Origin of the sequence: Deefgea chitinilytica (assembly GCF_016881405.1) — a bacterium.
Lineage (GTDB): Bacteria > Pseudomonadota > Gammaproteobacteria > Burkholderiales > Chitinibacteraceae > Deefgea > Deefgea chitinilytica.
The window spans coordinates 59774-85008 of sequence record NZ_WOFE01000006.1 but is presented as its reverse complement, the minus strand read 5'-3'; the positions used below and the strand labels follow the sequence as shown (position 1 = coordinate 85008).

Sequence of the window (25235 nt, the reverse complement as noted above, 5' to 3'; positions counted from 1 at the left end):
GCGCACTAGTCAGAGTGGAGCATGCACCAGTCAAACTCAGATCGTTTTGCGCTGGCGCAAACTATCAAAGAGTTTAATCGTTTGTTCATCAAGCAAACGAGATCAAGACCGCCTCACCATCAAACACGCCAATCTATCGACCAGCAAATCGGACAACACAGGGCTCACTCTTTCAGCAGGATCAACGGTGTCGTATTGGCTAGCACACGCAGACGGCGCCACACCGTTAACCCAGCCAATACCATACCAGCGAGCAAGGTATAGATTGGCAATAGCCAATTCACTGTCATCGGTAATTTCAGCACATATGTCGCCAAGCACCAGCCAGTGGCACTGGCGCAAACTCCAGCAATCAAGCCGGCCACGGCACCAATTAACAAACTTTCCACCCACCACACCGCAGCCAATCGCCGCGATGTTGCGCCCAGTGCACGCATAATCGCCGCCTCACGCCGCCGCTCAGCCTCAGTCGTGTCGAGCGCCGCAATCAGCACAGTCAAACCCGCCAGCACGCACAGCACCAGCACCAAGCGCAAAGCAGAACTCGCCAAAGTAATCACCCGCTGTACCTCGGCCAACACTTGGCCGACGTCAATGATGGTGATATTGGGCATCGCCTTCACCCACGATGCAAGAAACGGCGCTTTAGCAGGATTATTAGGCAGATAAAAGCTCGTCACCCAACTGGTCGGTTGCTCGTTCATGATGGCTGCACTGCCAATCACAAAGAAGTTGACACGAAACGATTCCCAAGCCACTTTGCGCAAATTCACCACCGGTGCAGTAATAGGTATACCTGCCACATCAAAGGTAAGCAAATCGCCTAAAGCTATACCCAATGTTTCAGCTAAACCCACTTCAACTGACCAACCCGGAATTTGACTCTGCAAAGGCACACCCGCCAGCAATTGACCTTGCGACGTATTGTCAGTCGCAATACTCAGATTAAATTCCCGCTCAGCCAAACGCTGCGCCCGTGGTTCGGTATAGTGCTCAGCATTCACAAGCGCACCATTTAACGCCTGCCAGCGCCCACGTATCATCGGCAATAATTTGGGCTCAGCAAAGCCTTGCTGCGTAAACTGCTGCGCGACGGATTCTCTTTGTTCGGGCTGAATATTCACCGCAAAATGGTTTGGCGCGTCAATCGGCACTTGCCGCTGCCATGCATGCAGTAAATCGCTTTGTACAACAGTCAACAGTGCAATCCCTAGCAGGCCCAAGCTCAACGCCCCCAGTTGCGCCACAACCAGGCCGCGCTGGCGCTGCAATTGGCGCACCGCGATTTTCACTGTCGTGCCCGGCAAGACCGCTTGCAAGGCTCGCAACATCAATAATCCCAAGCCGCCCGCCAATAATAAGGCCAGCGCAACACCCGCCCCCACCATCGCGGCCAATTGCAAATCACCGGCAATCAAATACAGCAAGCCGAGCATCAAGCTACCCGTCACTCCCCACTGCAACCCTACTTTGACGCTCGGCGCAATTTCACGGCGTAGGACACGCAGCGGTGACGTATCAGCCAAGGCCAATAAAATTGGCCCCGCACTGCCTAGTAAGAGCAAAAAACCCAGGCTCGCGGCCAGCGCCCACGGCCACAGACTTGCGGCGGGCAATGGCTGCGGCAAGCTAGTTTGAATCACCGCGAGCAAGGCTGCCTCTGCCGCCCAAGCTAAGGCTCCGCCGAGTACCGCCGCCAGTAATGCCAGCAAAACCAACTGCGCCAGTAAAATCGTGCGCACCTGAGCCCGTGATGCACCAAAGGTGCGTAGCAAGGCCACCGTATCGTAATGGCGCAAAGCAAAACGCCGCGCCGCCAAAATCATCGCAATCGCCGCCAAACAGCCTGCGAGCAAGGCGGCCATTTGCAAAAAGCGCGTCGCCCTATCCAAGGCATCTTTAAGCTCGGGGCGCGCTTCACGCACATTTTCTAATTGCTGACCACGTTCTAGTTGCGGCGCTGCTTGCGCGCGCCACGCGCTCAATTGTTTTTCATCCCCCGCCAACAGCAATCGATATTTCACCCGACTACCAAACCCCAATAAACCGCTGGCGGCCAAATCGCTTTGATTCATCAGTAAGCGTGGCTGCAAACTGGAAAAATCAAAACCCGCGTCAGGCTCACGCTGCAGGATACCTGCCACCTGTAATTGCAGCTGACCAAGGCTTAATCTATCGTTGACAGCAATACCCAGCATAGCCTGCAAGCGTGCATCGATAAACACCTGCCCTGCCGCTGGCGCAGCCGTGCGTTGATCGCCTTGCAATAACAAATCACCGCGTAGTGGATGTAAATCGCTGATTGCTTTCACCGAAGCCAACGTGGTTTGCTCGCCAAAGCTCGCCATCGACGGAAATGTCGCCGTCGTCGCCACCTGCAGACCTTGCTGCAGCGCCAATTGTTTTAATTCGGGTTTAATCGCGTGATCGGACACCAGTACCACATCCGCGGCCAGTAATTGATTGGCCTGTCCCAGTAGCAATCCTTGCACGCGCTCGCTGATCGAGCCCACGCTCGCCAGCGCGGCAATCGCGATCGTCAACGCCAGCAATAAGGTACGAAACTCGCCGGCGGCCAGATTGCGGCGGAATATAGTCTGCGTGATTTTTAATAGATTCCACATCAGGAATGCCTTTTCAGCGGAAATTTAAACGTTAAAAACTTAGATCACGAACAGCATGAAAACACAGTAAAAAAACACGAAATAAAAACGAAGCAGTAGCAAAATGCTCACTGAATAGTTTTTGCTTTTTCCGTGTCTTTCGTGCTCCCCGTGTCTTAAACGTCGTAAGACACCATTGCGCCAGCGGCAAGACGTAGACGAGATCGGCAACGTGCAGCCAACGTTTCATCATGCGTCACCAGCACCAGCGTCGTGCCGGCTTCTTGATTCAGTTTGAAGAGTAAATCCGCGATGATTTCACCGGTGACCGAGTCCAAACTCCCCGTTGGCTCATCGGCAAATAAAATTTTAGGACCGGGTGCAAAAGCACGCGCCAGCGCCACCCGCTGCTGCTCGCCACCCGATAATTGCCGTGGCGTGTGATTGAGCCGCGCGGCCAAGCCCACTTTTTCTAGCCACGCGGCGGCGATTGCTTGTGGCTCTGGCTGTCCAGCCAATTCCAGCGGCAACATCACATTTTCCAGCGCCGTTAAATCCGGCAGCAATTGAAACGACTGAAACACAAAACCCGCCGTTTGCGCACGTAATCGGGCTCGGCCATCCTCGGTCAGCGCGCCCAAACGCGTGCCAGCCAACTCAACCTCACCGGCACTGGCCACATCCAAGCCCGCGAGCAAAGCCAGCAGCGTTGATTTTCCCGAGCCAGAGCTGCCAACAATCGCTAAACTAGCACCTTGAGCGACCGTAAAACTAATGTCGTGCAAGATGGTCAACTCCGCTTCGCTGGTCGGCACCGTTTTTCGTAACTGCTGCACAGAAATCATAGCGGCCATGTTGTTTCCTTCGATTTCGACTGCAAAGCCCACACGGGCATACGTATCTACAATTAATTACAACGATAAATTAAACCGCTAAGCAGCGCGTCACACCAATCAACGTTGCAACTGGACTCCGGCATTGCTGGAATGAATAAGCAATTGAGAAAACCATGAAAACAGTGATCCGATTAAAAATTCGCTACTACTTAATCAGTATGGCCATAATTTGCTTTAGCTCCGTTGCCATGGCCAAGGGCAAACCCATCACCATTTTAGTGTTTGGCGATAGCTTGTCAGCCGGTTACGGTATTAAAGCAGAACAAGCATGGCCAGCCTTACTGGAAGCCGAGCTAAAACGCAGCGGCAAAGCCGTCAACGTGGTGAATGCCAGTTTATCGGGCGAAACCACCGCGGGCGGACGCTCGCGTTTTCCGGCCATCAGCGAAAAATATCCAGCGCAGTTGGTGATTATCGCTTTGGGCGCCAATGACGGCTTACGCGGCCTGCCACTCAACATGATGCAAGACAATCTCGCCAACATCATCAGTACCGCGCAAGCCAAAGGCAGCAAAGTGCATTTAGTCGGCATGCAAATGCCACCTAACTACGGACCGCAATTCACCCAAGCATTTGCCGCCAGTTACTTAGCATTGACCGAGCGATTCAAAACAAGTTTCACGCCCTTTTTATTGGCACCTGTGATTCAGAATAATGCGATGTTTCAAGCCGATCAGCTACACCCCACCGCTGCCGCGCAGCCCTTGATTATGCAAGGCATTCTGCGCGATTTACAGAAACAACAGCTGTGGATGTTTACGAAGTAAGATCGGTTTAAATTTGTTTTTCGCGTTTTAAAATGCTCTGGGTATATTGATATAGACAATATAAATCAAAGCCTATATCAATATACAGACAAAGAATTACGGAAGAGTTGGCTCAACTAATTTTACCACTTGCTGCACACCAGAAACGGATGCGGCCACGGTGGCGATTTGATTAGCCACTTCAGGGGTACCAACACCCAATAGATAAACGACCCCACGCTCAGTAATGACCTGCACATGGACGCTGGCGCCGTCTTTCACTTGCAACATCACCGCGCTTTTCACCCGTGTAGTGAGCTGGGTATCGTTCAGTCGATCCACTGCGCTTGACACCGGACCAACCACCGTTTCATCGTAAACCTTACGAGTTTGGGGAAAACTCTTTGCGATTGCGACAGCTTTTTTCTGCGCCTCGATGCTCGGCAACTCACCCGTCAACAACACTGCACCGCTAAAAGTATTCACATTGACGTGAGCCAGCTCTTTCCACTCATCAATAATTTTGGCGCTAATATTGGCACCCAGAGCAGTGTCTTCTTTGATTACCGCCGTTTTACGTGGATCAGAACCAATCCACGCACCAGCAGCAACGCCGCCGATCACCACCAAAGGCACACACGCCGATAGTCCTAAGCTCAGCAACAGAGCTGACAAAACTACAGTGCGTTTCATCAATCGCCCCCAAGCAACATAAAGTCAACTGCATCACACATCGCATGAATCGCGGTAATGTGCACTTCTTGAATCCGTGCTGTACGCGGATGAGGAACGCATAAATGCACATCGTCGCCAGTCAACAAATCAGCGATTTGCCCACCATCGCGCCCTGTCAAACCAATCACCGTCATATGTTTATCATGCGCAGCATGAATTGCTGAAATCACGTTGGCGGAATTACCCGATGTTGAAATCGCCACCAAAATATCGCCAGCACGACCCAATGCATGAACTTGTTTGGAAAAAACCAAATCAAAATCGTAGTCATTGGCGATCGCAGTCAATGCTGACGAATCCGTTGTCAATGCAATCGCCGGTAACCCTGGACGCTCACGCTCAAAACGGCCCACCATTTCCGCCGCAAAATGCTGGGCGTCGGCCGCAGAACCGCCATTACCACATGCCAAAATCTTGCCGTCGGCGATCAAAGACTGCACGATTTTCTCGGCAGCAGTCGCAATCGCAGGCGACAAAGCGCCCATCGCCAACTGCTTGGCTTCGATACTTTCTACAAAATGTTGCTGAACGCGTTGTATCAAATCCATGGGTTTTCCTTTTTGTTAAGTGCGTTAGACGCACGAATCAGTTACTGGGCAAAAATGCCGTGCGAAGCGCTCTAAAGCTGCACGAGAATTTATGCTTTAAATTTTATAATCAATGCGCAGCACCGAGGCTGCAGCCACCACCAAGCCGTACCACTGCGCAAAAAAAACAATGCTAGATAAAATAGATATGGGGTTAATCGGCTTGGATGCAATCTTTTAGCCAAACCAAATCATCCCCATCGATACAAATTGCATCAAACCGACACGGCGGCACAGGTGAAATACTTTGCAAATACAGTTGTGCCGTTCGGATCAGCTTTTCTTGTTTACTACGCTGAATGCTACTGGCCGCGCCGCCAAACTGCGCATGGCGACGCGCGCGTACTTCGATAAAAATCAGTGTTTTACCTTCTTTGGCAATTAAATCAATCTCACCAAAGCGGCAACGCCAATTACGCGCGACCAACTTTAAGCCTTGCGTCGCAATAAAATCAGCCGCTCGCTGCTCAGCGGCGGCGCCACGGTCATTCATTATTTAGTCAAACTCATGGTGCGCGTAATCATATTGCGCTTAATCACCCTATCGTCACCAATGGTCAGCACGCCTGTGATGCCGTCAATCGAAGTGGCGTTCTGCGCCGCCCCCGCTTGCAGTTGAGCCCCAATTCGCCAAGCGTCAACGCCCATTGCAAACAAACGCTCTACATCATTGGATGGACTGCGAGTGCGATTATAAAGGTCAAAGCCATCGGTATCGGGCATGCCAAGCCACGGCATATCTACAAAACGAATACCGGTTAAATCCACCAAAGCAGTACGCCCCAAGCGGCTCGAATCAATTTGGCTCGTGCCGTAAATCGCCAAATCATTGCCCACATAAGGCCGTACCAGACGGGCTGCCTTGCCATCCATCGCCAAGAAAATCGCATCCACATTCGCTTCTTTGATTTGCTCACGCAGTTGTGCGGCATCTCGGCGCGCGTCTGCGACAGTAACGACCAACGCATCCGTTTGATTCAATTTACGCCACTCTTGTACAAAACCCTGTGACATTCTTTGGCTGAGCGCATCACTCATTTGCAGCACCATCGGCCGAGCGTACTGGTTTTGCAACATCAATTGCGCCACTTGCGCAGCCTCTGCCTCAACCGACAAGCTAAAACTATATAGATTTGCTTGTTGCAGCGTCGTCTCATCAAAACTATTGAGCGCCAATACGGGAATCTTCAATTCAGTGCTATCTGATAAATAATTCATGGCTGATTTGGTAAGCGGCCCAATGACCACTGAGGCACCATCTAATACCGCTTGTTGATATGCAGCCACGACATTTTCTTCTTTTTCATCCGTTGGATAAGCGCGCACCACGGGCAGCCCTGCACCACCGTGAACGCGCTCGCCCGCTAAAACGCCAGCACGAATCGCATCACTGGCCGCCTTAAAAGACTTTGACTTTGAAGGTAGAATAAGCGCCATCAATTGATTGGGCGCAGTCGCCTCAGCCACTGCGCTAGCGTCTTCCGCCCGTGCGGTAGTGGTCGTAAAGCCTAAGGCCCCGTATAGTACGGCGCTTAGAGTGAGCTTTAAAAGTCGCGAGCGCCCGTCAGAACGGCGAGGCCGGAGCGCAGGAACCGCAATGTACGCTTTGTACATGAGGATTTCGAGCACCACCCGACCCGTTATCACGGGATGCGCAGCACTTTTAAAACACGCTCTTGAGATCGCAACAGCGCGACACCACGACACAATCGCCCAACATTGGGCAAGGAGAAATTTGGCGTGCATAACCCTGATATCCATGTCAGTAAGTCCTCATTATATGTGGTTGCCACCCCAATCGGTAATTGGGGTGATATCACCAGTCGCGCAATTGCCGTTCTGAATGCTGCCGATGTGATTGCCGCCGAAGACACCCGCGTCACCGGGCAGCTATTAAAACAATATGGCATCAGCACGCCGATGATCTCAGTCCGAGAACACAATGAACGCGCAATGGCGGAAAAACTAATCGCACGCCTTGCTGCTGGTGAAACTGTAGCCCAAGTTTCCGATGCTGGCACACCCGCGGTTTCTGATCCAGGTGCGGTGTTAGCGGCAGCCGTACACGCCGCAGGATTTAAAGTCATCCCAATTCCCGGTGCATCGGCACTCACGACGGCATTGTCGGCCAGTGGTTTTAGCTGTGCCCACAGTTTGTTTTATGGCTTTTTACCACCAAAAACCAAACAGCGCTGTGATGAACTTACCGCACTTAAAAATGCGACGCATATCACGGTCTTTTACGAAGCGCCGCACCGCATTGCCGAATGCGTCGCCGATATGGCAAGCATTCTTGGCGCAGAACGCGAGGCGGTGCTGTGTCGCGAATTGACCAAAACCTTTGAAACGATACGCCGTGGCACTTTGGCAGAGTTGGCTGAATGGATTGCCTGCGACCCGAATCAGCAAAAAGGCGAGTCAGTCATCGTCGTCAATGCCGCGCCGCCCGCAGAAAAAGATGAATCGAACGCGCACGACCAAGTTCTTGTTCCTCTCGTGGCAGAGTTGCCAGTCAAGCAAGCCGTAGCACTCGCGCAGGCAATTACTGGAGCGCCGCGTAATGCGCTGTATGAACGCGCCTTGGAGCTAAAAAAAGCCGCTCAATCATAAAAATTTAACAAAACACTTGCCTATCTGTAACGTCTTCGCTATTATGGCGGCTCCTTACCAGACACCTGCCCGGGTGGCGGAATTGGTAGACGCAGCGGACTCAAAATCCGCCGCCGCAAGGTGTGCCGGTTCGAGTCCGGCCCCGGGCACCAGAATAAAATCAGCGTAAAAACTGATTACTCTGACAAGACCCGCTTCAGCAATGAAGCGGGTTTTTTGTTGCCGTCGGAAACCCAAACGGTGACTACGTCCCCCCACTGCAGCCCAAATCCTGCAATTAAAATCACAGACAGTGCGTTTGAACAACACACTAGGCATTCTTCGCGCAAAATCAGCCCAAAGTTACACTTTGCAGCCTTTGGCGGACTTTTTTCCGGCAAAATAGAAAAATTCCTGAAGTTTGCCGAGTGAAGTCATGAGAAAAATCCGCAAAATCCTGATTGCCAACCGCTCTGAAATCGCCATCCGCGTGATGCGCGCCGCCTCCGAAATGGGCATCACCACGGTCGCCATTTATGCGCGCGAAGACCGCTTTGCGCTGCATCGCTTTAAAGCGGATGAAAGCTATATGGTTGGCGATGGTCAAAAACCAATTGCCGCGTATTTGGATATTGAAAGTATTTTGCAGGTCGCTAAAGCGGCCGGCGTCGATGCGATTCACCCTGGCTATGGTTTTTTATCCGAAAACCCAGACTTTGCCGAAGCCTGCGCGCGCGAAGGCATTCATTTCATCGGGCCAAGCCCAGAAGTCATGCGCACACTAGGCAATAAAGTTGCGGCACGCAATGCCGCGATTGCCGCCGGTGTGCCGGTGATGCCAGCGACGCTGCCGCTACCTAGCGATATGAATGAATGCCTAGCAATGGCTGCTGATGTCGGCTACCCATTGATGCTGAAAGCGAGCTGGGGCGGCGGCGGCCGCGGGATGCGTGTAATCGAAAGCGCCGACGATTTGCCAAGCAATATTGTCACCGCGCGCAATGAGGCACTGGCTGCATTTGGCAATGACGAAGTTTATTTAGAAAAACTGGTGCGCCGCGCCCGCCACGTTGAAGTGCAATTACTCGGTGATATGCACGGTAATTTGGTGCACTTATTTGAGCGCGACTGTACCGTGCAGCGCCGCAATCAAAAGGTGGTGGAACGCGCCCCCGCGCCTTACCTGACTGATGAAACACGTACCGAGCTCTGTAATGCCGCCCTACGCCTGGGCAATGCAGTAGGGTATAGCCATGCAGGCACGGTAGAATTTTTGATGGACGCCGATACTGGCAAATTTTATTTCATTGAAGTCAACCCCCGTATTCAAGTTGAACACACGGTCACAGAACAAGTCACCGGTGTTGATATCGTCAAAGCACAGATTCGCGTCACCGCAGGCGCCAAGCTCACCGACCCAGAAACCGGCGTCCCTGCCCAAGCCGATCTGCGCTTAAGCGGCCACGCGATTCAATGCCGCGTGACCACAGAAGATCCGGAAAATAATTTCGTTCCCGACTATGGCCGTTTAACGGCGTATCGCAGCCCAGCAGGCTTTGGCATTCGCTTAGACGCAGGTACTGCCTATCCCGGAGCCGTGATTACGCCCTATTACGATTCGCTACTGGTCAAAGTGACGGCCTGGGCATCAACCTCGCACGAGGCTTCCCAGCGCATGGATCGAGCGCTGCGCGAATTCCGGATTCGTGGTTTATCGACCAACTTGATGTTCTTAGAAAACGTCATCAGCCACCCACAATTTCTGTCGGGTGAAGCCATTACGCGTTTTATTGATACGACGCCAGAGTTGTTTAAATTTACCCATCGCCGCGATCGTGCCTCACGCTTACTGCGCTTTATTGGCAATGTAGTGGTCAATGGCAATCCAGAAATGAAAGGCCGCACCAAACCGGCCCTGCCTTTGGCCGAGCCCATCACCCCGAAAATCATCCTCGATACCCAGATTCCAAGCGGAACCCGCGATACTTTACTGGAGCGCGGCGCGCAAGGTTTTGCCGACTGGATGAAGGCGCAACCGCAAGTATTGCTAACCGATACCACGATGCGCGATGCACACCAATCGCTGTTTGCGACCCGCATGCGCACGCACGATATGGTCAAAATTGCGCCGTATTATGCGCGCATGTTGCCCAATTTATTATCGATGGAATGCTGGGGCGGCGCGACGTTTGACGTCGCGATGCGCTTTTTGAAAGAAGACCCATTTGCTCGCCTGCGCGAATTACGCGCGGCAGTACCGAATATTCCATTCCAAATGCTGCTGCGCGCGTCCAATGCCGTCGGTTACACCAATTATCCGGATAATGTCGTGCGCTACTTTGTGCAACAAGCCGCGCAAAACGGCGTCGATATTTTCCGCGTGTTTGATTCGCTCAACTGGGTGGAAAATATGCGCGTCGCGATGGATGCAGTGGTTGAAGCAGGTGGCGTGTGTGAAGGTACGATTTGCTATACCGGTGATTTATTTGACCCCACGCGCAGCAAATACAACCTCGCCTATTACGTCAAAATGGCGAAAGAGCTCGAAAAAGCCGGCGCGCACGTGCTGGGCATTAAAGACATGGCCGGCATTTGCCGTCCACGCGCCGCGTCGGCCTTGGTCAAAGCACTGAAAGAAGAAGTCGGCTTGCCGATCCATTTCCACACCCACGACACCAGCGGCATTTCTGCCGCCAGTGTGCTCGCTGCAATTGAAGCGGGCGTCGATGCCGTCGATGGCGCGCTCGATTCAATGAGCGGTTTAACCTCACAACCGAATTTAGGCGCGATTGTGGCAGCACTAGAAGGCACAGAGCGCGCTCCGACAGTCGATTTGAATCATATGAAGTCCTTGTCGACCTACTGGGAAGGCGTGCGCCATTTTTACACACCGTTCGAAGCCGATATGCGCGCCGGCACGTCGGACGTCTACCTACACGAAATGCCGGGCGGCCAATATACCAATCTACGTGAGCAAGCGATTGCAACGGGCTTAGAAGCGCGCTGGCCCGAAGTTTCTCGTGCGTATGCTGATGTTAATCGCGCCTTTGGCGACATCGTCAAAGTCACCCCAACCTCCAAAGTGGTGGGCGATATGGCGCTGTGGCTGGTACTCAATGATTTGACCATGCACGATGTTGAAACTGCCGAACGCGATTTTGACTTCCCAGAATCGGTGATTTCACTCTTTAAAGGTGAATTGGGTCTGCCGCCCGATGGTTTCCCGCTCGCACTGCAAAATAAAATCCTCAAAGGCACTCAAGCACTCACCGAGCGCCCTGGTGCCAGTTTGCCGGATGCCAATCTGGAAACTGTACGCGCCGAAGCCGAAAAAGCCACGGGTCGCAAGATTAGTGATACTGATTTGGCGTCTTACCTGATGTACCCCAAAGTGTTCCGTGATTTTGCTGAGCATCAAAGCCACTATGGTGATGTATCCAAATTACCCACTCCCGTCTTTTTCTACGGCCTTGCTGAACACGAAGAAGCAACGGTCGATTTGGAGCCGGGCAAGTCACTCATCATGACCTTGCAGGGGCAAACCGAAGTGCCAAGCGAAGGCGAAGTGAAAATTTTCTTCGAGCTCAATGGCCAACCTCGAACTGTACGCATCGCTAAAGCAGCGATTGAAGGCAAAGGCGAAACAGCACGCGCAGCACAGCAACGCGCCGAAACAGGCAACCCGTTGCAAATCGGCGCACCAATGCCGGGTATGGTCGTGAATGTGGCTGTGAAAGCAGGACAACGCGTTGAGAAAGGCGACACTTTGCTGGCCATTGAAGCAATGAAAATGGAAACTGCCATCCGCGCCGAATTTGCCGCCAAGGTAAAAGACGTGCTTATTAAGCGTGGCAGCTCAGTCAAGGCACATGATTTATTAGTGGTGCTAGAAGCCGTCTAAAACCCAAACGCTAGCAATTAAAAAGGCCGAGTTTGATAACTCGGCCTTTTTTGCATCAATAAATCAACTTTAAAGTTGCTGATCAATACTTCATTTCTTCGTCTTTGCAACCCATAAATAAAGATTCAGCGCCGCAATCACCAGTGCCACTGGTAAGCCAATTTCGAGTAAAGACGTTTCACCATTCCACGTCATAATCTGGCCGAGAAACGTCACGGCCATCACGGCAATCACCACAGTCACCAAAGTGGTTTTTAGATCTTCAAATGTCTCAATCTGCAAACGAGATGCCATTTTAAAATCAGAATCTATAAACAACTCATAAAGACCCAATGCCAAAATCAGCATCACCGTACCCAATAAAAACAAATCAAAAATCTCAATAAAATAAAGCATCAAGCCCTTAGCCCCCGGGGAAGACACCTCACCCGAAAGCACAGTGCGGAAAATAACCACCAAAGTATCGACCAAACCATAGGTATACAAAGCAATCGCCGACAGCAGTGAACCAACCACCGCAGCCAATACCAAATAGCGGCTTGCACTTAATATTTTTCGCATCTCAACAACCCCTAGCAGCCAACTGGCCACATCTATCGTGAACTTAGCATGACTTAATAAAACTCGTACATCTAATCAGAAGATATCTGCGAGCAAAACAAATAGTGTGTCGAACCACGCCACAATCCCAAGCGCCCTGCTCCCGACAAGCGATGTTCATATTGCCGATTAATGACTAATTTATAAAATCCGCCTATTGCACTATTTGGGCGAAAAAAAAGCACTCAGCGATTACGCTAAGTGCTTAATTTTTTGGTGGGCCTGCACGGACTTGAACCGTGGACCAAAGGATTATGAGTCCTCTGCTCTAACCAACTGAGCTACAGGCCCGAAAGGGTTGCTATTCTACTGTTCGCTGGCATTATTTTCAATGAAACTCTTCAATCTTTCTGAACGAGTTGGATGGCGCAGCTTACGTAGTGCCTTAGCTTCGATCTGACGAATCCGCTCACGCGTTACGTCAAACTGCTTGCCCACTTCTTCGAGCGTGTGATCGGTACTCATATCGATACCGAAACGCATACGCAATACTTTAGCTTCGCGTGGCGTTAAAGTATCGAGCACTTCCTTAGTGGCTTCGCGCAGACCTGCGTACACGGCGGCATCAGCAGGTGCCATATTGTTGGCATCTTCAATAAAGTCACCGAGGTGCGAATCATCGTCATCACCAATTGGCGTCTCCATGGAGATCGGCTCTTTAGCGATTTTGAGGATTTTGCGGATTTTATCTTCCGGCATTTCCATGCGATCGGCCAATTCTTCAGGTGTTGCTTCCAAACCGGTTTCTTGCAAGATTTGCCGTTGGATACGGTTCATTTTATTGATCGTTTCGATCATATGTACCGGAATCCGGATCGTACGCGCTTGGTCAGCAATCGAGCGAGTAATTGCCTGACGAATCCACCATGTTGCGTAGGTAGAGAATTTGTAACCACGACGATATTCGAATTTATCCACCGCTTTCATCAAACCGATATTACCCTCTTGAATCAGATCCAAGAATTGCAAACCGCGATTGGTGTATTTTTTCGCAATCGAGATCACCAAACGTAAGTTGGCCTCGATCATTTCACGCTTGGCACGTTTCGCTTTAGCTTCACCCGTCGACATATGACGGCTGATTTCTTTAAGTTCACGGATATTCAAGCGAGCCGCTTCCTGCAACTCATTGAGCTTTTGTTGCTGCTCCATGATCGCATGCTTGTAGCGGAACATAATGCCGGAATAACTTTTCTCTGCGGCGATTTCTTCTGGTACCCACGTCAAGTCAGTTTCACGACCTGGGAAAGTTTTAATGAAGTAATCGCGCGGCATGCCAACGCGGCGGGTACACAAGTCCATAATTTGGCGTTCATGGGTACGAATGTCATCCACCATGCCACGTAACACGTCGCACAGCGCCTCGACTTGGCGCGCAGAAAAACGAATTTTTTGGAATTCAATCGCAATCGATTGTTGCAACAAAATATAGGTTGGTGATGAAGTGCCTTGGTCGATCAAGGCCTCCAGCATGCGGCCATACAAATCGTTGATGATTTCGAAATGTTCACGCGCTTGTGTTTTCAGCAATTCAAGATTTGCGCTGGCGGCTGCGGCACCACCATCATCTTCAGCTTCATCTTCATCGGCATTGTCTTCAAGCACTGCATCTGGATCAGGCAGGTCGAGCGCGACTTCTTCTTCCGCTTCAATCGCATTCGGATCGATAAAGCCATCAATCACGTCATCAATGCGGATTTCATCATTCAAACCACGCTCAACCAAATCAATGATCTGTGCAATCGTTGTTGGGCAAGCTGAAATCGCAGTGATCATATGACGAAGACCGTCTTCGATCCGTTTGGCGATTTCAATTTCGCCTTCGCGTGTCAACAACTCTACCGTACCCATTTCACGCATATACATGCGAACAGGATCGGTAGTACGACCAAAGTCAGCATCAACTGATGACAAGGCCGCTTCAGCCTCTTCAGCGGCATCTTCGTCAGCGACACGAGCAGGCGCATCCGACATCAACAAATCTTCAGCATCAGGCGCTTCATCGTAAACTTGAATCCCCATATTGGAGATCATGCTGATGATACCCTCGATTTGCTCGGCATCGAGCATATCTTCAGGAAGATGGTCGTTAATCTCGGCGTACGTGAGGTAACCACGCTCTTTACCAAGGACGATAAGTGTCTTGAACTTGGCTTTGCGTTCTTCAGGATCGAGCTTTACATCGCCTGATTTTCCGCCGTTCGCGTCAAGATTTTCTTTATTTAGTTTTTGATCTGCTGCCATGACTCTGCTTATGTGTCTAGCAAAACCGAGAATTATACCAGACATTGAAGGGTTTTGTCCCCAATGCCGGAAGTGAAGCCCCCATTCGGCCGCTTCACTTGACTAGTGGCGCAGCAATAGCGCCAGATATTCTTGTGATTCCTCGTCCGTCAAACCACGACTGGCAGACAGAATATCTAACTCTTCTTTCCGACTCAGTGTAGACCCTAGCGATAAATTTTGCGTAGCAGCCAACAATGAATTCGCGATTTCCACCTGCAATTCTTCTTCGTCAAACTTTTCAAACAAGGCGCGAGATTCAGTTAAAATTTGAATCAAGCTTGGATACGCTGGCAATTCTCGGCAACGCTCCAATAACTCGGTACCTTGCAAATCAGCCGATTGGCGCGCAATCGCTAATACGGCACGCGCTACACCCGCCAAACCATCGGTCGACCAGCTCAGCTCCAAAGTCTCTTGCCCGACTAAAATCGACGGGCGAAACAACACCAACTGCAACACCCGCAAGACCGGATCATGCCGACCAGCAGGTTTTAACCTTGGTCGTGGCTCTTCCATTTTCCAGCCCTTACCCTTACCGCGCTGATATCCACCCGAGCGAGCAAATGACTCTCGGCGGGCAGGCTTTGTTTGCTGCCATTGCTGCGGCGCTTGCCAATCTGACAATGCTGGCTCTACAGCCCAACTAGACTGAGCTTCCAGCACTTTTGGCGGAGCACTAGCCACTTGCAAAGAGGCAAACTCAGCGCTTGATAACTGGCACATTTCTGCCAACCGTTTACCAAGCATCAATTTCAATATGGGGGCTTGTGTCAATTCATCAAGATAGGGACGCGCGATATGCACTAAACGCGCTCGCCCCTCTTCCATCGTTAAATCAACTTGCCCTGCCAATTCTTTTAATAAGTATTGCGACAAAGGTAATGCCGTCTCGGAAATCAATAATTCAAACTGTTCGCGACCAAACGCCTGCACATACGAATCCGGATCATGCTCAGCCGGCAAAAATAAAAATTTGAGCTCTTTGCCGTCTTTTACTTCCGGCAAGCTATTTTCCAGCGCGCGCCAAGCGGCCTTGATGCCTGCTTTGTCGCCATCAAAACCAAACACCACTTCATCGGCCAACTTCAGCAATTTGCGTACATGCTCTGGCGTACACGCGGTTCCTAAAGACGCAACCGCATATTCGACGCCATGCTGATGCAGCATCACGACGTCCATATAACCTTCAGCGACCAGCACACGATTATGGTCACGAATCGCCGTGCGCGCCTGCGGCAAGCCGTATAATTCACGCCCTTTGGTAAAAACGGGCGTTTCTGGCGAATTCAAATACTTGGGCTCACCCTGCCCCATCACGCGACCGCCAAAACCAATCACTTGACCACGTTGATTGATAATCGGAAACATCACCCGCTCGCGAAAGCGGTCATAGCGCCGTTTTGATTCTTCTTTATCAATCACCAAACCGGCTTCGGCCAATAAGACATTCCAGTCATAATCTGGGTATACTGCTTTAAGCGGCTGCCAATCATCACCCCCAGGCGCATACCCAAGACCAAATTTCGCAGCCGTTTTACCGGTAACGCCACGACGCTTAAAATAGTCAATCGCAGCGGGAGCCGTTTTTAATTGCGCACGATAAAAATCGAACGCAATTTTTAACACATCGTAAATGCCAGGTGCCTTTTTCTGCTCTGCTGTCATCGGCTTATCCGACACCGGCACCGACATCCCCACTGATTCAGCCAGTTGCCGCACTGCCTCAGGAAAACTTAAGGCCTGATGCTCCATTACAAAAGTCAGCGCCGAGCCGTGCACGCCACACCCAAAACAATGATAAAACTGCTTGGTTTGGCTCACAGTAAATGAGGGTGATTTTTCTTTATGAAACGGGCAGCAGGCCATGTAGTTTTGACCCGCTTTCTTAAGCGGCACGTAGCGCTCAATCACATCAACAATATCAACGCGGTTGAGTAAATCTTGAATAAAATCATCGGGAATGAGCGCCATAAAACCTCAATCCGGAACGGCAATAAAGCCCGTTTTAATACCATCAACGAAACCACAGCGGCGATAAAACTCCAGCACCCCAGAACTACGCGCGCTGGTAGACAACATCGCCTTATAGCAATTGGCCTGCCAAGCGCGCGCCAGAGCGAACTGCAACACTGCACGCGCAAACCCACGCTTACGGTGAGTCGGTAACGTGACTACATTTTCAATCAGAGCATAAGGCCGTGCGTTCCGAGTTAAATTGGGCACAATCAATAAAGTGGCCTTCGCCACCAACTCACCTGCCAATTCAGCGACACACACCGTCAAACCAGACTGATTAAGCATGGCCAACCAGTTAGCTTGCGCAACATCAGCAGCCAACTCGGGATCATCAGGGTTTAACTCTCGCAATAATCGCAAGATACCGTCTAAATCCCCTTCACCAGCAGGCCGCAGTTGCACGATTATGCCATCCGCGCTTTAACCAATTTGCTAACCTCAGCCATATCGGCACGACCCGCTAACTGAGGCTTGATTTCAGCCATGATTTTACCCATCGCCGCCGCAGTAGCGCCGTGAGTCGCAATCGCGGCGTCTAAAATCGCAGCGATTTCTTCCGCCGTTAATTGCTGTGGCATGTAGTCGATCAACACCGCCACTTCTGCTTTTTCTTGATCAGCCAAATCATGACGATTAGCCGCCTCAAACTGCGTGATACTGTCTTTACGCTGTTTGAGCATTTTATCGATGATCGCGGTAATCGCCGCATCATCAAGCTCAATGCGTTCATCCACTTCGCGCTGCTTGATTGCCGCCAGCAATAAACGAATAGTACCCAAGCGATCCACTTGCTTTTCTTTCATTGCCGTTTTCATATCAGCAGTAATACGGGCTTTTAGTGTCATCACGCATCCTCAGTGTCAGTCAATCCACGCATATTGTAGCGCGAGCATTTTTTTCGGGCGATCCCGAAAAAAAGCACCGCGCTAAAGGCAAGACTTTACGTTTGATTCTTAGAAAAAACAAAAGGTCGCCTAGGCGACCTTGAGTACAAACAACAGCAGGCAAACTCTTAGTAGAGTTTAGCTGGCAATTGTTGGCTACGCAGACGCTTGTGTTGACGCTTAACAGCGGCAGCAAGCTTGCGTTTACGTTCTGCAGTTGGCTTCTCGTAGAATTCGCGTGCACGAAGGTCAGTGAGGAGGCCAGTCTTTTCAACAGAACGCTTGAAGCGGCGCATCGCTACTTCGAACGGCTCGTTTTCTTTAACGCGTACGGAAGGCATTAGTCGAATCCTAGTAAACATAAGACCCTAGCCCCGCCCGAGAAATCGAAGCAACGACTAGAGATTGGAAAGGGTGTGATTATCCTAGAAAATCTGCACGCTGTCAAAAGGAATACGCAATAAGCTCTTCCGTGTTGCTTCTATGCCCGTTACCATAGCACTATTATTAAGCAAAACCGCGAGCACTGCGATATGTTGGTACTGGGTATTGAATCTTCTTGCGACGAAACAGGCGTTGCGCTTTACGATAGCGAAGCGGGTCTGCTTGCCCATCGTTTACACACCCAAATCGCCATGCACAGTGAATACGGCGGTGTTGTACCTGAACTCGCATCGCGCGACCACATTCGCCGTGTACTGCCATTAACAGAAAATTGCTTAGCGCAAGCAGGCAAGCAACTCAGCGACATTGATGCAATTGCCTACACCGCAGGACCTGGCTTAGCGGGAGCGCTCTTAGTGGGTGCCTCGGTAGCCAATGCAATGGCATTTGCGCTCGGCAAGCCGACAATTGCCGTTCATCATCTGGAAGGACATTTATTATCCCCCTGCTTGGCCGACCCAGCCCCTGAGTTTCCTTTTGTCGCACTTCTGGTTTCCGGTGGCCATACGCAATTGATGGCTGTACATGGTATTGGTCAGTATGAATTATTGGGTGAAACCGTTGATGATGCGGCTGGCGAAGCCTTTGATAAATCCGCCAAATTGCTGGGTCTTGGCTACCCCGGCGGCCCTGCGCTATCTAAACTAGCTGACACTGGCGACGTCAATCGTTTCACTTTGCCGCGACCGATGTTGCACACCCCAAATTTAGACATGAGTTTTTCTGGTCTCAAAACCGCAGTTCTCAATTTAGTGACTCAGCAATCACCGCTGGACGACACCACGCGCGCCGACATTTGCGCGGCTTTTCAAGCCGCCATTGTTGAAGTGCTATTAAAGAAATCACTGAAAGCACTCAAACAAACCGGCATGAAGCGCCTAGTGATTGCTGGTGGTGTCGGCGCGAATCGGCAACTACGCAGCGCGCTGAACGACGCGGCTAAAAAACGGGGGTTTTCAGTGTTTTATCCGCCACTGGAACTATGCACCGACAATGGTGCGATGATTGCTTATGCAGGCGCCCAACGCCTCAGCGAACAACAAAGCGCGGGATCATTTGCCGTCAAACCGCGCTGGGATCTAGCCAGTCTAAACTGTGCCTAATAGGTATATACCGCCAAACAAGAAAAATAAAAGTACTGCAAGCAATACACGTACAAAAAACCCGCCTAGGCGGGTTTTCATTTTCTATGAGATCAGGCTATTTAAGATCAGGCTATTTAATTTAAAGCACCACAAACGTCGTTTCAATTTGCCCAGGCCAAGTCAGTAATAACTCATCGCCACGTTGAATTTGCCCAACACCTTCTGGCGTACCGGTATAAATTAAATCCCCCGGCTGCAAAGTAAATTTGCTGGAAATCCAAGCAATTAAAGTCGCCACATCAAATGCCATCAAACGGGTATCGGCCAACTGCCGCAACTCGCCATTAATGTGCAGAGTAAATTGCTGCTGAGTCGGATCAATCCCCGCCGCCGCAACAAACTGCGTCAACACAGCTGCGCCATCAAAGCCCTTGGCCAAAGTCCACGGTGAACCCGTTTTTTTAGCCGCCGCTTGCACATCACGCGCAGTCAAATCTAAACCCAAAGCATATCCAGCGACGTGCCTCAAGGCATCGGCGACGGCGATATGTTTGCCGCCTTCACCGATGGCCACGACTAATTCCAATTCGTGATGCACATTATCAGACCACGTCGGCAGCACAATCGGTACACCTGACTGCAACACGGCAGAATTCGGCTTAATAAATACCACTGGCTCGCTAGCAATCACCGAGCCCATCTCAGCAGCATGCGCGACAAAATTCCGCGCCACACAAAAGATATTATTAATACGCAACGTTTTATCAGCGATTTGCAATTCTGACATTGGCACATCCTACTCACATAAATCAAAATTAACGATGTATCTCTCTATATCATTTGCAGATCAAAACCCAGAAAGACATACCCAACACTACGCCATCCACTGTGCAATACTAAACAGCAAAATAACCGCCAACCACAGGATCGCCGAACGCCATACCAAGGCCACCGCACTCGCTAAATAGTCGCGATTGGCAGACTCACCCACCCCCAACTCAGGGCGGAATTTCACCGTATGATCCTGATGCAAAGCCTCACCCAAGCGCACACCCAAAGCGCCCGCGGCCGAAGCCAGCAAAATACCGTAATCTTGATTCATCCACTGCTGCGCTTGCGAACGCCAGCAATACACCGCGTCTTCAAAATTTCCGACAATAGCAAATGAAATCGCAGCCAAGCGCACCGGAACAAAGTCGAGCACATCCATCACCGCATCAGCAAAGCGACCAAACATATCACCATGGCCACCCCACTTTTGCTGCAATAAACACGCCGCACGATACGCTACCGCCCCCGCTGGACCGACCATCCAAGCCAAAGCAACAAACCAGAAAATCGTGCCAAACACATAGCGATAAGAATCAATAATGCCTTGCTCAATCGTCAAACGCGCCACTTCGTCTTCGCTCAATTCAGAAGTCGACTGACCAGTCCAGTCCCCCAGCATCGCCCGCGCAGCGTCCAAATCTTCAGCCTGCAATGATTTTGATATTTTGGTAAAAGCATGACTAAATTGACGAAAACCCATCGTCAAATACAAAGTCAGCACGCTCCACAGCATCGCAAAAGCAAGATTATACTGCCTCAAAAACCAATACCCACCCGCAGTCAGTGCCACCAAAGGCACCACCGCAATCAGCCATGCATAAACGCCATTGCGATATTCACCCGCATTCAGATTGCGCCCCATCCCATTCGCAGTACGAATAAAGCCAAGATACAAAGGATTACGACTACTAATCGGCCGTAATTGCTCAAGCAATAACGCTAAAATCAACGACAAAATACTCATAAACTTAATCCTAAATTGCGCCCGAACGAAAAAAATCAGCTCGCGGCCACACATTCATTAGATTTCAAAGATAACATAGAGCCCAAGTGAGCAGAAACAATAACAACACCACTTGAAAAAGCGCACCACAGTGCCATATCGTCTGTACACCAACCCAACTGGAGATTTACATGGAACATCAACTACCTACTCTGCCTTATGCTCAAGATGCATTGGCTCCCTTCATGTCAGCTGAAACTTTGTCATTTCACTATGGCAAACATCACCAAACCTACATCACCAACCTCAACAATCTGATCAAGGGCACCGATAACGAAAGCAAATCGCTAGAAGAAATCGTTAAAACTGCACCTGCTGGCGGCTTGTATAACAACGCAGCCCAAACCTGGAACCACACTTTCTTCTGGCTTGGCTTTGCACCGAACCCAAACGGTGAAGATCGCGCACCTGCAGGCGCCTTGGCTGATGCGATTAATGCAAAATGGGGCTCATTCGATGAGTTCAAAAAAGCATTCAATACGTCAGCAGCAGGCAACTTTGGCTCGGGCTGGACTTGGCTGGTTAAAAAAGCAGACGGTACTCTGGATATTTTGAACACTGGCGCAGCGGGTACACCACTGACCACCGGCGAAACTGCTCTGCTGACCTGTGACGTTTGGGAGCACGCTTACTACATCGATTACCGCAACAGCCGCCCGAACTACCTCGAAGGCTTCTGGAAACTAGTTGACTGGAATGTAGTGGCAGCCCGTTTAGCAGCCTAAGTAGCAAAAAAGCTGGCCATCTGTCAGCTTTTTCCAACGCTCATCAAAAAGACGACATTGCGTCGTCTTTTTTTTATTTTTCAAGACTGATGCACCAAAAAAACCGCAAAGGCAGCGCAACACAGTCGTTAACTGGCATTTATCCTTATACTTCAATGGTATTAGTGATATTTCTTATTGCACCATATTGCAGCGCATTAATTAGCCAAATCTAATATACACTATCAAGATTTTCTCAAAACGTTCCACAACCTTACAACCAAATTAAACCCTTAATTTTGCTGTGTTTTCCCTCACAACCCCCTGTTGACAAGGCAAATGTAGTCTGCGAAATTAACGCTACGAAACGTAACAGCAGCGAATTCAAACAGGATCTGCGGCAAGGATTACGTCAGACGACTGGTATTAATAAATCAAGCACCAGCGTCGCAGTAGCAAGTTGTAGTGGATTTAAACAATCAGCTTGGAATTACACACAAAGCCCGAGCACTGAAATTTGCTACTCAGTGTTAGTGAAATGAAATCAACGTAAACCAATTTCGGTTGCGCTGAAATTCTTACTAAAATGATGGATGAGAGGAAACACAAATGAACTTCCGTTTAGCCGCAATCCCAGCAGCAATCGCTTTTGTATCGGCAAGCTCTTTTGCCGCACAAGCATGGAATAGCACGACCGCTTATGTTGGTGGCGAAATCGTTACCTACGCTGGCAAAGACTACAAAGCCAAATGGTGGACACAAGGCAACGTTCCAGGCACCGAACAATGGGGTCCATGGGAATTGCAATCTGGCTCTGCGACTGCAACGCCAGCACCAACTACTGCACCAACTACTGCACCAACCACAGCACCAACAGTTGCTCCAACAACAACTCCTCCAACAGGTAGTTGCGTAAATCCATGGAACTCTGCAACTGCTTATAGCGGTGGCGCAATCGTTTCATACCAAGGCCGCAACTATAAAGCTGGCTGGTGGACACAAGGCAATGAACCATCAACTAACACTGGTTCAGGCAAACCTTGGACTGATATCGGCGCCTGCGATGGCACAACTGCAACTGCAACACCAGTTCCGACAACTGCTCCTACTGCAACAACTAAACCAACAGTTGCACCGACTGTAGCGCCTACAGTTGCACCAACCGTAGCGCCAACTGTTGCCCCAACAGCAACAACTAAACCTACAGTAGCTCCTACTGCAACTGTTGCACCTACAGTAGCACCGACTGTTGCACCAACAGTAGCGCCAACCGTTGCTCCGACTGTTGTTCCTACAGTAGCGCCAACAACACCGCCAAGCACTGGCGCAAAACAAGTAGGAACTTACTTCGCTGAATGGTCAATCTACGGCCGTAAGTTCTACCTGAAAAACATGCAAGACAGCGGTCAAGCGTCTAAATTGACGTTCTTGAACTACTCGTTTGGTAACATCTACAACCGCAACGGCAAATACGTTTGTGATGCAACAGTTAACAAACAAGAAACAGGCAACCAAGACGGTGGTGATGCTTGGGCGGTTTACCAAAAAGGCTTTAGCGCTGCAGAATCTGTTGACGGTGTAGCAGATCCTTACGGCTGGGAAAAATGGGATGATCCTCGCCAAGGCAAAGAAGGTCCACTCAAAGGCAATATGAATCAGTTGAAAAAACTGAAAGCCAAAAACCCGAACTTGAAAGCTGTTATTTCTTTGGGCGGCTGGACTTGGTCTAAATGGTTCTCTGCTGCAGCTGCAACACCAGAATTGCGTCAAGCGTTGGTTGCTTCTTGTATCGACGTGTGGATCAAAGGCAATATGCCATTTGACTCAGGCTCAAATGCAGGTGGCCCAGGCTCTGCAGCTGGCGTATTTGATGGTATCGACATCGACTGGGAATACCCAGGTGTACAAGGTATCGGCACCAACACGGTTTCCGCTGCCGACAAGCAAAACAACACCTTGTTGATGCAAGAATTCCGCAAACAATTGGATGAGTTGAGCAAAACAACTGGCAAGAAATATCTGTTGACCGTTGCAATCGGTGCTGGCGATGAGAAAATTGCTGCAACTGAGCCAGCTGAGTACAGCAAGTACCTCGACTGGATCAACATCATGTCATACGACTACAACGGCGGCTGGGATGCACAAGGTCCAACTGACTTCCAGTCTAACTTGTACCAAGATCCAGCAAGCCCACGTACTGTAGATCCAAAAACAGGCAAAGTGAGCAAATACTACACAGATGCTGCGGTTAAAGACTTGATCGCACGCGGTGTACCTGCTGCCAAATTGCACATTGGCGTACCGTTCTACGGTCGCGGTTGGACCGGCGTAACTAACGCGAACAACGGTCTGTACCAAAAAGCCACTGGCGCAGCAAAAGGCACTTACGAAGCTGGTATTGAAGACTACAAAGTACTGAAAGACGCACCAGGTACTGAGTACATCCACCCAGTAACGCAACAAACTTATCGCTTTGACGGCTCTACATTCTGGTCTTACGACACACCTCGTGATATCAAATTGAAAGCTGACTACGCTAAGAAAATGGGCATGGGCGGTATCTTCAGCTGGGAAGCTGACGGCGACACCAACGATGGCGCTTTGGTTGAAGCAATGACGCACATCAACAAGTAATTTTTACAGCAATCCAAAACCCCATCGTTTCGATGGGGTTTTTTATTTTTCAAACTCAAATATTTACACCAAGCTAACTAAAATCATCAGCACCAAGATCCAAGCAACACCGCTGCAAGGCACGTAAATACAAGCATTTAGGCGCCGCACAAAGTAAGAAAAAGTCTTGCTCAAGCCGCCCTTAAGCATTAGCATGTCAGCTTAGTGGGGCGATGTATTACCCCATCTCGAACTACAAAACCTCAACCGAGATTGAAGATGAAAACGCCATTTTCCCGTCGCAATCACAGTGGTTTTACACTGCTTGAATTATTAGTTGTTTTGCTGATTATCGCCCTTTTGGCTGGCTACGTTGGTCCAAAACTGTTTGGCGAAGTTGGCAAGGCAAAAACTAAAACCGCAGCGAGCCAGATGAAATCGATCGCTGGTGCGCTCGACCAATATCGACTTGATACAGGGCGCTATCCAAGCAATGAACTTGGCTTGAATGCATTGACCAAAAAACCACCTGAAGAAAGCAAATGGTCAGGCCCTTATTTAATGAAGGACGTTCCCAATGATCCGTGGGACAAACCTTACATCTACCGCATCCCCGGTGAAAATGGCCGTGATTATGACCTACTTAGCTACGGCTTAGATGGCAAACCAGGTGGTAGCGGTGAAGACACCGATATCAGCTTTTGGTAATAGC

At 50.2% G+C, this 25235-nt stretch carries 20 protein-coding genes, 2 tRNA genes and 1 pseudogene; 8 read left to right on the top strand and 15 right to left on the bottom strand.

All coding sequences use genetic code 11. From position 1 onward, the window contains the following. Window positions 1–164 precede the first annotated feature (164 nt). Complete coding sequence (locus tag GM173_RS12110; RefSeq protein ID WP_203571639.1) at window positions 165–2624, bottom strand: ABC transporter permease; 2460 nt, start codon at window positions 2622–2624, stop codon at window positions 165–167. Window positions 2625–2779: 155 nt separating this feature from the next. Continuing rightward, on the bottom strand, window positions 2780–3457 hold the full coding sequence (locus GM173_RS12105; protein ID WP_203571638.1) for an ABC transporter ATP-binding protein: 678 nt from the start codon (window positions 3455–3457) through the stop codon (window positions 2780–2782). A gap of 155 nt (window positions 3458–3612) precedes the next feature. On the opposite strand from GM173_RS12105, the gene GM173_RS12100 reads away from it, so the two are divergent. Next, complete coding sequence (locus GM173_RS12100; RefSeq protein WP_239078502.1) at window positions 3613–4266, top strand: arylesterase; 654 nt, start codon at window positions 3613–3615, stop codon at window positions 4264–4266. 96 nt (window positions 4267–4362) lie between these two features. Here the strand turns inward: GM173_RS12100 and GM173_RS12095 are convergent, their stop codons facing one another. From GM173_RS12095 to GM173_RS12080, 4 genes are all read right to left on the bottom strand, one after another. Next, window positions 4363–4938 carry a BON domain-containing protein gene (locus GM173_RS12095; protein ID WP_203571637.1) on the bottom strand — a complete coding sequence of 192 codons (576 nt, stop codon included), beginning with the start codon at window positions 4936–4938 and terminating at the stop codon, window positions 4363–4365. Further along, window positions 4938–5528 carry a phosphoheptose isomerase gene (locus tag GM173_RS12090; RefSeq protein WP_203571636.1) on the bottom strand — a complete coding sequence of 197 codons (591 nt, stop codon included), beginning with the start codon at window positions 5526–5528 and terminating at the stop codon, window positions 4938–4940. The genes GM173_RS12095 and GM173_RS12090 overlap by 1 nt, the downstream gene beginning before the upstream one ends. A 193-nt stretch (window positions 5529–5721) precedes the next feature. Beyond that, the gene (locus GM173_RS12085; RefSeq protein ID WP_203571635.1) at window positions 5722–6060 is read right to left on the bottom strand and encodes a YraN family protein; all 339 of its coding nucleotides are present in this window, start codon (window positions 6058–6060) and stop codon (window positions 5722–5724) included. Beyond that, a complete protein-coding gene (locus GM173_RS12080) occupies window positions 6060–7313 on the bottom strand; it encodes a penicillin-binding protein activator (protein WP_203571634.1) in 1254 nt (417 codons plus the stop codon). Before GM173_RS12080 ends, GM173_RS12085 begins: the two co-directional genes overlap by 1 nt. Here GM173_RS12080 and rsmI point away from each other — a divergent pair. The 3 genes from rsmI (at window position 7308) to GM173_RS12065 (ending at window position 12057) form a co-directional block, all read left to right on the top strand. Beyond that, window positions 7308–8177 (top strand): 16S rRNA (cytidine(1402)-2'-O)-methyltransferase, encoded by an 870-nt coding sequence (rsmI, locus tag GM173_RS12075; RefSeq protein ID WP_308439600.1) that lies wholly within the window; start codon window positions 7308–7310, stop codon window positions 8175–8177. The two genes, GM173_RS12080 and rsmI, sit on opposite strands and share 6 nt — an antisense overlap. Window positions 8178–8244: 67 nt before the next feature. Further along, window positions 8245–8329 (top strand) — tRNA-Leu (locus tag GM173_RS12070). 263 nt (window positions 8330–8592) lie between these two features. Further along, window positions 8593–12057, top strand: coding sequence for a pyruvate carboxylase (locus tag GM173_RS12065; RefSeq protein WP_203571633.1), 3465 nt, complete (start codon window positions 8593–8595; stop codon window positions 12055–12057). Between the two features lie 90 nt (window positions 12058–12147). On the opposite strand, the gene GM173_RS12060 is transcribed toward GM173_RS12065, so the two are convergent. From GM173_RS12060 to rpsU, 7 genes and pseudogenes are all read right to left on the bottom strand, one after another. Continuing rightward, window positions 12148–12618, bottom strand: a complete 471-nt coding sequence (locus GM173_RS12060; RefSeq protein ID WP_203571632.1) for a YqhA family protein — start codon at window positions 12616–12618, stop codon at window positions 12148–12150. A gap of 253 nt (window positions 12619–12871) precedes the next feature. Continuing rightward, window positions 12872–12948, bottom strand: a tRNA-Ile gene (locus tag GM173_RS12055). A 15-nt stretch (window positions 12949–12963) separates the two neighbouring features. Then, the gene (gene rpoD, locus GM173_RS12050) at window positions 12964–14901 is read right to left on the bottom strand and encodes an RNA polymerase sigma factor RpoD (protein WP_203571631.1); all 1938 of its coding nucleotides are present in this window, start codon (window positions 14899–14901) and stop codon (window positions 12964–12966) included. 750 nt (window positions 14902–15651) lie between these two features. Beyond that, window positions 15652–16914, bottom strand: a pseudogene (gene dnaG / locus GM173_RS12045) (DNA primase); the annotation flags it as partial. Between the two features lie 6 nt (window positions 16915–16920). Beyond that, window positions 16921–17361: a GNAT family N-acetyltransferase gene (locus GM173_RS12040; RefSeq protein WP_203571629.1), complete on the bottom strand. Its 441-nt coding sequence runs from the start codon at window positions 17359–17361 to the stop codon at window positions 16921–16923. A 2-nt stretch (window positions 17362–17363) separates the two neighbouring features. Beyond that, entirely contained in the window at window positions 17364–17804 is a 441-nt protein-coding gene (locus tag GM173_RS12035; protein WP_203571628.1) for a GatB/YqeY domain-containing protein, read from the bottom strand. Window positions 17805–17971: 167 nt separating this feature from the next. Next, window positions 17972–18184, bottom strand: a complete 213-nt coding sequence (gene rpsU / locus GM173_RS12030) for a 30S ribosomal protein S21 (protein WP_027469144.1) — start codon at window positions 18182–18184, stop codon at window positions 17972–17974. Window positions 18185–18376: 192 nt separating this feature from the next. On the opposite strand from rpsU, the gene tsaD reads away from it, so the two are divergent. Further along, a complete protein-coding gene (tsaD, locus tag GM173_RS12025) occupies window positions 18377–19390 on the top strand; it encodes a tRNA (adenosine(37)-N6)-threonylcarbamoyltransferase complex transferase subunit TsaD (protein WP_203571627.1) in 1014 nt (337 codons plus the stop codon). Window positions 19391–19511: 121 nt separating this feature from the next. Here the strand turns inward: tsaD and GM173_RS12020 are convergent, their stop codons facing one another. Next, a complete protein-coding gene (locus GM173_RS12020; RefSeq protein ID WP_203571626.1) occupies window positions 19512–20159 on the bottom strand; it encodes a fumarylacetoacetate hydrolase family protein in 648 nt (215 codons plus the stop codon). 87 nt (window positions 20160–20246) lie between these two features. Continuing rightward, window positions 20247–21167 carry a CobD/CbiB family protein gene (locus GM173_RS12015; protein WP_203571625.1) on the bottom strand — a complete coding sequence of 307 codons (921 nt, stop codon included), beginning with the start codon at window positions 21165–21167 and terminating at the stop codon, window positions 20247–20249. 170 nt (window positions 21168–21337) lie between these two features. Between GM173_RS12015 and GM173_RS12010 the strand changes: the two genes are divergently transcribed. The 3 genes from GM173_RS12010 (at window position 21338) to gspG (ending at window position 25231) form a co-directional block, all read left to right on the top strand. Continuing rightward, complete coding sequence (locus GM173_RS12010) at window positions 21338–21931, top strand: superoxide dismutase (protein ID WP_203571624.1); 594 nt, start codon at window positions 21338–21340, stop codon at window positions 21929–21931. Window positions 21932–22519: 588 nt separating this feature from the next. After that, a complete protein-coding gene (locus GM173_RS12005; RefSeq protein ID WP_203571623.1) occupies window positions 22520–24544 on the top strand; it encodes a glycosyl hydrolase family 18 protein in 2025 nt (674 codons plus the stop codon). Window positions 24545–24802: 258 nt separating this feature from the next. Continuing rightward, a complete protein-coding gene (gene gspG, locus GM173_RS12000) occupies window positions 24803–25231 on the top strand; it encodes a type II secretion system major pseudopilin GspG (RefSeq protein ID WP_203571622.1) in 429 nt (142 codons plus the stop codon). Window positions 25232–25235: the final 4 nt, after the last annotated feature.